The organism is Fulvivirga sp. (genome assembly GCF_040218215.1).
Taxonomy (GTDB): domain Bacteria; phylum Bacteroidota; class Bacteroidia; order Cytophagales; family Cyclobacteriaceae; genus Fulvivirga.
Window position 1 is genome coordinate 44,161 of the sequence record NZ_JAVJQL010000019.1, and the last position, 12,545, is coordinate 56,705.

At 37.6% G+C, this 12,545-nt stretch carries 5 protein-coding genes and 1 pseudogene; 1 reads left to right on the forward strand and 5 read right to left on the reverse strand.

The genetic code is table 11. The features are described 5' to 3' along the window. Positions 1-246: 246 nt before the first annotated feature. From RIB54_RS14490 to RIB54_RS14510, 5 genes are all read right to left on the reverse strand, one after another. Positions 247-2,613 (reverse strand): ABC transporter permease, encoded by a 2,367-nt coding sequence (locus RIB54_RS14490; protein ID WP_350101556.1) that lies wholly within the window; start codon positions 2,611-2,613, stop codon positions 247-249. 102 nt (positions 2,614-2,715) lie between these two features. Continuing rightward, the gene (locus RIB54_RS14495; RefSeq protein WP_350101557.1) at positions 2,716-3,672 is read right to left on the reverse strand and encodes a 2,3-diaminopropionate biosynthesis protein SbnB; all 957 of its coding nucleotides are present in this window, start codon (positions 3,670-3,672) and stop codon (positions 2,716-2,718) included. Between the two features lie 25 nt (positions 3,673-3,697). Further along, the gene (sbnA, locus tag RIB54_RS14500; RefSeq protein WP_350101558.1) at positions 3,698-4,693 is read right to left on the reverse strand and encodes a 2,3-diaminopropionate biosynthesis protein SbnA; all 996 of its coding nucleotides are present in this window, start codon (positions 4,691-4,693) and stop codon (positions 3,698-3,700) included. 61 nt (positions 4,694-4,754) lie between these two features. Beyond that, positions 4,755-11,159 carry a non-ribosomal peptide synthetase gene (locus RIB54_RS14505; RefSeq protein WP_350101559.1) on the reverse strand — a complete coding sequence of 2,135 codons (6,405 nt, stop codon included), beginning with the start codon at positions 11,157-11,159 and terminating at the stop codon, positions 4,755-4,757. A 24-nt stretch (positions 11,160-11,183) separates the two neighbouring features. Beyond that, on the reverse strand, positions 11,184-11,732 hold the full coding sequence (locus RIB54_RS14510) for a transcription termination/antitermination NusG family protein (protein WP_350101560.1): 549 nt from the start codon (positions 11,730-11,732) through the stop codon (positions 11,184-11,186). 333 nt (positions 11,733-12,065) lie between these two features. On the opposite strand from RIB54_RS14510, the pseudogene RIB54_RS14515 reads away from it, so the two are divergent. Continuing rightward, positions 12,066-12,545, forward strand: a pseudogene (locus RIB54_RS14515) (IS1595 family transposase); the annotation flags it as partial.

The following is a 12,545-nucleotide window of genomic DNA, read 5'->3' on the forward strand; positions in this document are numbered from 1 at the left end:
TTGTGAATATTAAAGGAATAGACCAACTACTGCGATCTGAACACAGTATTGCCCAATTTTATATTGAAAATTGGCGTAATAGAATTTTCACGTAAGTTTTTTTAGCCTTTGTGAAGTGCTCTCAAAAGGCATACTTTTTCAGCCTAAGACTCATTTTGTTCTTAACTGCCAAAATGAAAATCAGATAAGTTTTTACTTAGTTGAAAGTAATCTATCGATTATAACGTTGTACTTCCATCACAGCTTTTATTCATTTGCTTTTAATGATTTAGTGGGTTTCGCTTTTGCTGCTTTGTATGCTTGCAACCCGACAGTGAGTAAAGCTATGAAGATAGCGCAAATAGCTGCCAGAGCAAAGATCCACCATTTCAACTCGATTTTATATGCAAATCCATCCAGCCAGGACCCGGAAAGGTAATATCCAATTGGGATTCCAACCACGATCGCTATCAGTACCATTTTTAAAAAATCATATACCAGCATATATATTATTTGGAAATCGGTAGACCCTAATACCTTTCGAACGCCAATTTCCTTTTTCCTTTTTTCAAGAGTAAACGATGCCAGCCCGAATAACCCCAGACAAGAAATAAGAATGGCCAAGCCAGTAAAATATTTGGAAAGTGATGCTACTGTTTGCTCTCCAGTATATTGTGCCTGGTAACCTTCATCCATGAACTTGAACTTAAATGAATATCCATCATTGAAGTCTTCATAAAAGTCCTTCATTCTGGCCAACGTTTCCTTTTCGTAGCCATCCCTAATTCTTGCTACAATGATCTTACTATCTTTTGGTCTAAATCTAAAAATCAGGGGATTTACCTCGTGATGAAGCGACTCGAAATGAAAGTCTTTCACTATACCTATAATTTCAAAAGGCTTGCCCCATAGCTCAACAGTTTGTCCAATGGGATCTTTCAATCCCATGAGCTCTATAGCAGACTGATTGAGAATCAAACCAGATTGATCTGTACCATAATCTTCAGAAAAAGATCTTCCCTGGTCGATTTCTATCCCTAGCAATTCTATGAAACCATAGTTAATTGTATGATACTCAAAATTACCTTCTGTATCCTCAAGTTTTCCTTTCCATGATACTCCACTGGTAGAACTTTTCCTACCTATTATGATATTTTCAGCACTTGAGGCACCCACAACACCCTGAACAGATTTCAATTCTTCCAGAAATGTGCTTAAGGTCTGACGGTCTACGTTGCCTTCCATATCAAAATAGATTACATTATCTTTATCATATCCAAGGTCTTTGGTTTGAACCATTTTAACCTGCTGATAAACCACCACTACTGTGATTATAAATACTATTGATATCACAAACTGAAAAATCACCAGCCCTTTGCGCATCAACATTTCATTGATTGAGCCAATCAGTTTACCTTTTAGCGCTAAAGTAGTGCGTATTTTGGAGAGGTATAATGCAGGATAGCTTCCCGCCAGCAGCCCAATGACGATTGCTATTGATAATGAAACTAGGATCAAATTTATGTCTAATTCAAGTGTGAGTTGTTTGTTTGTTATCTGATTAAATTGTGGCAGTAATAACCAAACGATAATTAAGCTGACCGCTAGTGAAATAAGACACATGAGAATTGATTCACCAAGGTATTGGAATATTAGAGCTTTCCTCGTGGACCCCAAGGCTTTCTTTATGCCTATTTCCTTCATTCTTCGTGAAGCTTTGGAAGTCGATAGGTTTATAAAATTGATGCTAGCAATTAGCAAAATGCTGATCGCTATAATTGCAAATAACTGAATATACTCAATTCTACCTCCTGACTGCACCCCATTCTCATACTTCCCGTAAAGGTGAGCGCTTGAAAATTTTGTTGCAAATAACTCTTGATCTGTAGCCGAAACATTCTTTTTTACATAGCCGACTATTTTGTCATTGAAGTTATCAATTTGTGCACCTTCTTGCAGTACCACGTAAGTGCTAGGTCCATTATTACCCCAGGATTTAACCCATGATTCAATCTCTTCATAAGCAGCCATGGGAATAATATACTCGAATTGTAAAGAAGAATTGGCGGGAATATCTTCGAACACACCTGTCACCATAAAAGAACCCACATTTTCCACTTCTACCATTTCGCCCATTACATCTTGTTTATCACCAAAAAGCTTGGAAGCCATACTTGAAGATATTGCAATAGCATTTTTATTTTCGAGTGCCTTTTCAGGGTCTCCAGAGATGAGATCAAAACTAAATGTCTTGAAGAAATCAGAAGTTGCATATAACCCGTCAGTTTTGAATTTAAGGTCTTTCACCATCAGTACCGGGTTACCGACCAAATTGGTTTTTAATACTGAGGTTGCATACTCCACTTCAGGAAGTTCGTTTTTCAGCGTATTTGCCAGTGGCCCGGGAGTGTATTCTGTAACCTCAATGGCATCGTTTTCCCGATCAGAGGTCATTACCTGATAAAGACGAGAATCAAATTCATGAAATTTGTCAAAGCTCATTTCATCTTGTATCCAAAGGTAGATCAGAAGGCTACAGGTTAAGCCTGTGGATAGACCAATCAAATTTATTACAAAGGCCGCCTTATACTTCACAAAAGTTCTTAAGATAATGGCGATGTTATGTTTTAGCATGTTGTTTTTGGTTTTTGTAATAAGGTGAAAATCTTTAGTTAATATAGTGACTTATGGACTTACAATATAAATATAAACAAAATGATTTTTTCCACAACTGTATTAATTCACTGGTGCTACTTCTCTGGAGCGTTCTTCGATGTGATAATATGAGGCGATTGCAACATCGAAGATTGCCATTCCCATGGGGTTAAACATTATGGGTTGCTGATCTTCAAAACCCGCAAAGCAACTATTAATGACTACGTCAGTGATCGAGAATACAGCCGATTTTTCCAACCCTTTAACTATATGAAACCGCTCTATATCAGTGTTTTCTCTACACACCTCCTCCCAATCATCAACAATGATCCGGTCTTTAAACCACTCATACGTTTCCGCCTTATAATCTCTTAATGATATATTCAAGTGCAATGAACCTTCGGCTGGTTTAAGGTCGATATAAGGCTGGTCTGCCACAGTACATGTTATGAATATATCTGCAGGACAATATGCATCTTGCCATTTATCAACTACTTCTATTTTATCATGGTTGACGTGTTTATCATCTACACCTCTTATATCATACACATATACTTTACTGATCATATCACCAAAAAGGGCTAACATCATATCTGCATGATGCCTCCCAATGGGGCCAAAACCTGTAATGCCTACCTTAATACCTGACAGTTTCCTAACCTTGGCAAAGTGTTTTACTACTAACCCACTTACTGAGGCCGTTCTTATTATACTTAATAAGGCTGTGTTTATAATACCCAATGGCTTACCCGTCTCTGCTTCATTTAAAATCATTACACTATGTGCTCTTGGGATACCTTTTTTAATGTTTTCAGGGAAACTCGATATCCATTTAATACCTGCCATATTTATTTCTCCCCCTACAAATGCCGGCATTGCAATAATTCTATTCTTCGGATCTCCGTATCTTAAGTAGGGTTTTATGGGTTGTGCAAAGTCCTCATTATGAAGGCAATTTACTGCCTCTTGGATCATGGAAACTGTTTTAATCCAGTCAATTCCTATTTTTCTAATGTTCTGTTCGTCTTGTATTAGCATTTTTGAAGATTGATGATAAACTGTATTAATAGATTATTGTGTTTTCTTTTTCCAGGCTTCTGATATCCTTTATATCCTTTATACGCTCAACCCATTTAGGATCATAAATAGTATCAAAGTATCTTTCTCCTCTATCAGGAAATATGGTGACCACGTTCACGGGACGGTCAGGTTTGTTTTGTTTGAAGTACTGTTTTATTGCTGCAAATGCAGATCCCGAGGAACCGCCCACATAAAAACTGTAATTCCTTAATAATTCCAGGCAGGCGTTTATGGTAGAGACTTCATCTGTAATAATGACTTCATCAATCTTTGCTCTTTTCAGAATTTTTGGCTTCATACTCGATCCTATTCCTGGAATATATCTTTTTTGAGATTGGCCTTTAAAAATAACAGAACCCTCAACATCTACGGCTACCACCTTTGCATTGGGGAAATTTTCTTTGATCTTTCTAGAGACACCAGTTATGGTGCCTCCAGAACTAACTCCAATAAAGATGTAATCTATTTCTTCAATCTGAAAGCACAATTCTTTCCCTAAGGATTGATAATATGCATTTGCATTCAACGGGTTTTCGTATTGATTGACCCAATAGGAGTCATGGATTTGGCTTTGTAGTTCTTTTACTTTTTCAATCCTGTTTAGAAGATACCCTCCATACTCATCCGGGTGGTCTACTTTTACTATTTCGGCTCCGTTGGAAACAATCAACATTTCATTAATTAGGGTAATGTTCGGATCAACTACTGCAATAAAAGGTAGCCCGTAGTATTTACAATATGCAGAAAGTGCAACTCCAAAATTGCCAGATGTGGATTCAATGATGGTAGTGTTTTGGCTAATTTTATCCGTACTCAACAGCTTTCTCAAGATATATGAAGCAGCTCGGTCTTTTACACTCCCTGTTGGGTTGTAGGTTTCCAACTTGGTATACAAATTAATGTTTTCAAACTCTTTCATCTTGATAGAAACCAAAGGCGTATTGCCCACTTTCTCCAAAATGCTGGGGATTATAACCATGTCTTTATTGTTTAAAATTAGTTTTACTATTGAAGAATAAGATCTTAGTATGCAACCAAAGCTAATAGAAGAGTTGATCAAGCTCCTCTTTATCAAGATTCGCTGAGAACCTATCAATTTCTGTGACACTATGCTTCTTAGAGCCAATAGCTTCGATGATTTCTATAAAATATTGGCGTAATATGCTTTCAAAATTAGCCATAGAAGGTTTTGAATAAATATTGCCTGGGTAACTAATCGAAAGAGAAAACTCTCCATTGATCACTATAGCATTTATATCAATCTTTGCAGTCAAGGTATTGGCAGGTGCAATTTCCAAACCTACCTCCTCAGTACTTATAGAAAAGTATTCATTTTCAGGCAGTTGAAACATCCCTAGATAATTTAATCTAATTTCATGGACAGGCTTTTCTTTTAGTGACAGATATTTTGTCCAGTATGGAAGTCCGTTAAACGGCACTTTATTTAGATCTTTGCTCGTAGCGCTCACTTGACTATCCCAATCCCCTTCCTTGAACTTGAGTTTCACAGGGTACATCAAAGTAAACCAGCCTGTGGTTCTTGAAGTGTCATGCTCTTCCAAATGTCTACCATGACTTTCTTGTACTACCACAAAGGACTCCCCACCAACCCATGAATGAAGTGCTCTTATCAATAAAGCATTGATCAAAACCAACATATTAGATGAGTAGATATTATGTGCCCCCCAAAGCAGTAGATCCGACTCTTCTTTGGTTAAGTAAAAACCTGTTTTTTGTATATCTGACATGAGCAATTGATCTGCACTATAGTCTTGTGGAATTTGACGACTATCTGCAGCAATAGTGTCCCAGTATGAAGCCGAATTTTTGAACTCGATCGATCCGATCCTTTGAGACATTTCCTTTTCCCAGGTAATCAGATCGATTGTTTTCAATGGCAACTGAGCTTCTTTTCCTGCCACTAATTGCTGGTAGGACAAAAGAAGGTCGTTCAACAAAATTTGCCAGGAGAGCCCATCAATCGCCAGGTGATGAGCGGTGATAAAGAGATATTTTTGACTATTGTTTTGATACAAAATGGCTGCCTGCAATAATATGCCATTAGAAATATCGAAGTTCGATTTCATCTCATTAAGCTGCTCCTTCAAGTCTTCTTTTATCTCAATTTGCTTGAGCACTGGCGAGATCGACTCTCTAAAAAATAAAATGTCTCCAGAGGCATCATAATTTAGTCTGAAACTGTCATGATAGCTCACAATTACTTCAAGAGCCCTATTCAGGTATTTTAGTTCCAGCTTCGAATGAATTGCTAACAAAAGGGACTGTGTATAATAAGATGGTTGAGCAAATTTTCTGTCAAAAAACCACCTCTCAATAGGTGTGAGCATCTTGGTCCCTTTAAGATTCTTTTGGCTGTACCTTTTAACAGAGGTCATTATCTTACCACTTTCTACCAACTGTTCAATGGTATGGTAGGTAAGTATATCCTGAACCTTCGTTGTTAATCCAACCTCAGCTAACTTTCCTACAAGCTGTACAGCAATTATCGAATCTCCGCCAATTTCAAAGAAGTCATCTTGAATATGAATGCCTTCGAGACTAAATACTTCTTGCCAGATTTTTATCAGCTGTTTATGGAGTGTATTCAATTCCACATGGCCCTTGCTTTGGATTTGAATATCAATTGATTCAAGTCTTTTACAATCTACTTTACCGCTCAAGGTCAAAGGCATGGTTTCCAAGGAAAGGACTTTTGCCGGCACCATGTAATTGGGTAAACGGTCGCTCAGGAAATTCTTCACTTCATTTTCACTGATCAAACTATTGCTATGGGCCTGATAAAATGCCACCAGCACATCGGTTTCTCCTAACTTCCTTTTCAACACAGCGGCATTCGCTATACCCTCATAATCGTTTATGCATTGGACTATTTCATTTGGCTCAATTCTATATCCGTTGAGTTTGATTTGACTATCTATTCTACCCTTATATTCCATTACACCATTAGAGTGTAGGATGGCCATATCACCCGTTCTATACATTCTTTGATCGCCAAGCTTTGATATCATTGGGAATTTTTCGTCCGTAAGTTTTTCTGCATTCATATACCCTAATGCAACTCCATCACCCGAAATATAAATTTCTCCCAGAATACCAGAGGGTACCTGAACACCCTGCTTGTCCATTATATAAACCTTTGTATTGGCTACAGGCACACCAATCGGAACGGTATCGAAATTTTCATTGGGGTTGAATTTATGAATCATGCAACCTACCGTAGCTTCGGTAGGACCATATTCATTGTAGATATCAACATGTCCTGACAGCTTGTCGTACACCTCTTTGGCTAACGCCTGAGTGAGCACCTCACCACCGACAATTATCCTCTTAAGACTAATGCATTCCAGCATTTCATTTCCTATTGTCAAAAGCAGTCGCAAGTGAGAAGGGGTGAGTTTTATTGCATCAATATCAGGATTGGTAATGGCATGCTCTAATTTTTTGTTTTCAAGACCATTTTCATAGATAACAACAGTACCGCCTGAAGCCAACGCGACAAAGATCGATGTAATAGTAAGATCAAAGGCAATAGATGTCATCAAGGGAAAGGAACAGGCGCTACCATTAGTATATTGACCTACTCCCCAAGATACGTAATTATGAAGAGAAAAATGAGCAATTTTTACTCCTTTTGGCCTTCCGGTTGACCCTGAAGTATATAAAACATAGGCCAGTTGTTGAGGATCAATTTGTGGCAAATTTACATTCCCTTTTTTAGGTTTTCTAAAAATCGACTCATACGAAATGACACAGGAAGGCTCAAATCTTTCTTTTGGCATGATGTTATCGAGTGTGTCGCTATTTGAAATGATATGACTTGCAGCAGCAGCATCGATCATAAATTTCACTCGCTTTCGAGGAAGCCCCACATCTATAGGAAGATAAGCAGCCCCAGCCTTCAAAACTCCCAAGATACTTATTACCAGTGCTACGGAATTTTCTAATGCAATAGCCACCACAGTTTCATCTGTTACACCAAGATCTAGCAAATGAAAGGCCACTGTATCGGATAATATCTCCATCTCCCCATAAGTTATTTCTTTCCCATTACACTTAATAGCCGGGCTCTCCGGGTGGCAATGAACGATTGAGCCAATCAAATCCAACACACTCGAACCAACATAGTTTGTCTCCGTATTATTAAAGTTAAATATCAAATCATTGTATTCTTCCGATGATTGAATGGAGAGATCGGCCATTGGAGTAATTGGTCTTTTAATGACTCTGTCCAGCAAAAGGTTGTACCTTTCTACAAGTTTATCAATACTTTCTTCTTTGAAAAGAGCACTGCAATATTCGAAACTTGTTTGAAGCTGCTTTCCTCCAAAATCGTAAATCTCTTGAGAGAGGTCATATTTAGAGGTTCCTGAATCAACCGATAACAAATCGAGCAATACATCTTCATGTTCGCTGCTAGGGTAATCCATATTCTGATAAACAAACATCGTATCAAACAACTGATTTCTTGAAGCATCCTTAGATGAACCTACATCAGTTACCATTTGATCGAATGGGTATTGTTTGTTGTCAATCGCTTTTCGAACAGTTTTATTCAAATCAGTTAAAAAATCATTGAATGGCTGATCAGACTTAATGGTTACAATGATGGGGACATTGTTTACAAACATGCCCAAAGTAGCATTAATATCATGGTGATTTCTAACACTCACAGGTAGCCCTATAACGAATCTGCTTTGGCTCGTATACTTATAAACTAAAAGAGAATATATTGAAAACATTAGAACATGCATAGAGCAGCCATTTATTTTGGCCAATTCTCGCAATTTGTTTGTGCGGTTTTCATTAATTGAAAGCTTTACTTTATGCCCTTCATAAATAAAGTTCTTAGGCCGTGGGTAATCAGCTGGCAATTCAAGTATTGGTCTATTCTTGGAAAGTATATTCTTCCAATATTCAGCCTGTTTCTGAAATTTTTGAGTAAACTCTTGCTCATGTTCCCAAACTAAGTAATCGAGATATTGTGCCTCAGAAGATTCTGTTTCTTGATCATAGTATAGTTTTGTTAAGTTCTTTAAGAATATTGAAGCAGAAAGACCATCACATATAATGTGGTGGAAATCAAAAATCAACGAGGGTAACTCCGAATCGTCGTAAAGTAGTGTTATTCTAAACAAACCAGGATTGCTTAGATCAAAAGGTTTTATAAAATCGATTGGCTTTCCCCCTGGTAGTCGAACTACTTCAAAGTCGATTGCGATATCATTTGCAACATCAATGTATACCTCATCATCTATTAGACAAAATGAAGCTCTAAGTATATCATTCTTATGTACTAGTACCTCAATGCACTTCAGCAATTTCGTTTTATCAATTTCTTTATTCAAGGAAGTCACAAGCGGCACATTGTAAGCAACAGAGGTTGTATTCAATTTCCAGAAATAGTAAAGCCTTTTTTGATAAGGAGAGGCTTTGTGTTTTGTTGAAGAAGTCTTCGGAATGCTATGAGGGTCTTTTTTTTGTGCTCCTCTTATATATTGAGCAATTGCAGGTATAACTTGTTGTTCATAGAGTTGATCCAAAGGGATATCCACTCCAAATTTAAAATATATTTCATTCTGAAACTCAGCCGCTTTTAATGAATTGCCTCCGATTTCAAAAAAATTGGTATTGGCAACAATGTTTTCCTTCTTAAACAACTTCTTCCATGACTTTATTATTACCTCTGTTACCTCATCAATTTTATCAAGTGAGCTCTCTATTGGTGGAATATTTTTGCTAGTTAGTTGCTTAAATGCCTTAATTCTACTGTCAAATTCATGATTTACATACCCTTCAACCAACTTAAACCTTTGTAATTTGCCACTAGTAGTTCGAGGAATATTATTTACTGGGATTATTTCAGACAGTTCTATTCCCGTTTTTCTATTTACATGAGCCAATAGCTTTTCATAGATCGCTTCAAACCGCTCCAACTTTCCTCTGTGCAGAACGAAGCCTAAGATTTCTTCAGTTTGACTTTCAGTGTCAAAGTACCCAGCAATAACTATTTTGTTAAGCTCTATTTCTTCTAATTCCTCCGCGATTCTCTCGATATCGTGCGAATAGTAATTTTGCCCATTAGAAAAAATGATGTCCTTTTGGCGTCCTGTTATATAAAGGCATTCTTTATTGAGAAATCCTAAATCCCCGGTTTTCAACCACCCCTCTCCCGTTAGTATCTCGTTTGTAGGCCCAGGATCATTATAATATCCAGAAGTTACGCTCTCTCCTTTTATACAAATATGCCCTAGTGTAAGATCCTCAAGGCGATACCCTTGATCATCTGTTATTTGGACCTCAATGCCATCGACTACCCTTCCCACATTTACACACCTCACTGCATCTGATGATTCCTCGCTTTCTACCCTATTCCCAATCAGCATTGAGTCTCTTTTCAATGTTGCATCACAAATAGTAGCTTCCAATGAAGATATTGATACCGCAAGACTAGCCTCTGCTAACCCATAGACAGGGCACATCGCCTGTGGTTTAAGGTCAAAACCTGACAATTTCTCCAAAAACTCAGAAGCCAATTGAACGGAAATGGGTTCTGCTCCATTATAAATAATTCTAACTTTTTTGAGGTCTAGAGATACTTTTGAGTTGAAATATCTCAGATAGTATCGATAGCCAAAATTTGGCGAACATAAAATGGAAACACCAAACTCACTTGCATTTACAAGCCAAAGTGAAGGATTCCTCACAAATAAAGTAGTAGGCATCAAAATCTGATCCATTTCAGAAAAAAGTGGATTGATATGAAAGCCAATAAGACCCATATCATGAGTGAGCGGCATCCAACTTAAGGTAGAATCTGATGGAGAATATAAAGCTGCCTTACTAATCGCCTCAATATTACAAATTAGGTTGGCATGAGTGAGCATGATACCCTTAGGCCTTCCGGTAGAGCCTGATGAAAATTGAATAAATGCGAGATCCTGAGGCCTGCTCAGATATATTTTGCCTTCTTGATGCGAGGAGGACTCTTCTTCCCATACGACAAGTTTATTGCACATGGAAAAATAGCTTCTTTCTTTAGATGCTAATAGAGCAAAATCAGCTAATTTCGAAAGGTAATTTCGTTGACATACCAAATATGGATTATTCAACTTTTCCCAAACATTGAAAAGTTTCAGTTTATGCTCATCATTGTTTCCAACAGCCAGTGGAACGGGTATAATTCCTCCTAAAATGCAAGCCCAAAAAAGAATGAGAAATTTTTTGTTATCCTCAACTTGAAAAACCACTTCGTCACCGGGTGTAATACCAGAGGACTGAAGGGTATATAGTTTGAATAATGACGCTTCATACAAATCCTTATATGATAGGTAATCAACATTATTGGAGCCATTTATAAAACGAATCCCTTTCTCTGAAAATTTACCTCTGATCTGAATGAGATCAGCAAGAGTAGATACTACCATTTAGTAAAAGAATTGAAATTAAAGTTAGCGAACAGCTAGGGCCATTTCCCTTTCTTTAACTTTTAGATACTTCTTGGGAACCGAAATTGAAATTGATGTTCTAATTGCATTGACGGTAACCAGTATTCGCCCTCCGTTACATCCGGACACAAATCCGCTGATTCCATACAAAGGCCCATCAATAACTTCGACACCGGTTCCCTTTTTTAAATAATCCTCCTTAGTAATTTGATGGCTGGCATCACGAGCAAGAATCTTGAGATTATCAATTTCTGTTTCACTCACCTGTTCGTATTCGTCTCCCACTCTCAAAAATCGATATACACCATTCAAGAAAGTTACATGATGTCGTTTTCCCGGTACTACTTTCAAAAACAAATAGCCTGGGAACAAGGGCACCAGCACCCTTCTACGTTGGCTTTTATACTCTCGCATTACTTTGGTTTGCGGAAGTATATTTTCAATTCCCATCTTGGTGAGTTTTTCGCTAATTCTTCTTTCATAATGTTGCCTTACAAAAATCACATGCCAGAAAGATTTTCCTATTTGATTATCTAAAGATCGTTGGACCATAAAAAGAGAATTTTAAGGATATTATTTGAGCCTGATTACTAAATAACTAGTAAAAGAACTGAAGAGGAAACCATCCCACACCAGATCAGGCCACTTAAGGATTCAAACAATAGGGTACTACTCTTATTCTAAATTTTTAGAATAAATCCGGTGCAGATACACCATACCTAAGAGAAAGTACTACACTTAATTAGGATTTAATAAATGGATTTTTATGAATAGGGAATGTAATTAAAATCAAAAAAAGAGAAATATCAAAGTATGTTATTAAGTTTTTTTTGAATATCCGTAGTTACCCATAATTGTTTATTTTGTATTAAAAACCAGACACCCATGAATATATTTTCATTTTCAGCACATTTTCAAAGTGAAGAAGCCTGTAGAAACCACGTCAAAGCAGAAAGGGATAAAATAGATATACACGTGCCAATTGCACTTGTGATGAACACTAATGGATAAAGAGCAGATAGAGCTATGAGTGTTACCAAAAAGGGTTTTTCAGCAAAGGAAATGCAACGCCAGTTGAGCTTAAGGCGATATGAACCTGTGTGGAGCATGGTGCATAAGCTCCGAAAGGCCATGGGGAACAGGGATGCCAGATACACCCTTGAAGGAATGATAGAACTGGACGAAGGTTATTTCACAATAGAGGCCTCAGAGGTAGAAAAACAGAAAGGGATTAGGGGAAGGGGAGCTGTTGGCAAGCAGAATGTCTTAGTGCTGGCCGAATCAACCCCTTTGGAAGATCCGGTGACTGGTAAAGCCGGAAAACATGTCAGGTATTTTAAAGCCAGGGTGTTAGAGTCCCAGGAT

Excerpts from the sequence above, each read along its gene's own strand:
- RIB54_RS14510 (WP_350101560.1), bottom strand. The coding sequence starts at position 11,732 with ATGGTCCAACGATCTTTAGATAATCAAATAGGAAAATCTTTCTGGCAT.
- RIB54_RS14505 (WP_350101559.1), bottom strand. The coding sequence starts at position 11,159 with ATGGTAGTATCTACTCTTGCTGATCTCATTCAGATCAGAGGTAAATTT.
- RIB54_RS14495 (WP_350101557.1), bottom strand. The coding sequence starts at position 3,672 with ATGCTAATACAAGACGAACAGAACATTAGAAAAATAGGAATTGACTGG.
- RIB54_RS14490 (WP_350101556.1), bottom strand. The coding sequence starts at position 2,613 with ATGCTAAAACATAACATCGCCATTATCTTAAGAACTTTTGTGAAGTAT.
- sbnA (WP_350101558.1), bottom strand. The coding sequence starts at position 4,693 with ATGGTTATAATCCCCAGCATTTTGGAGAAAGTGGGCAATACGCCTTTG.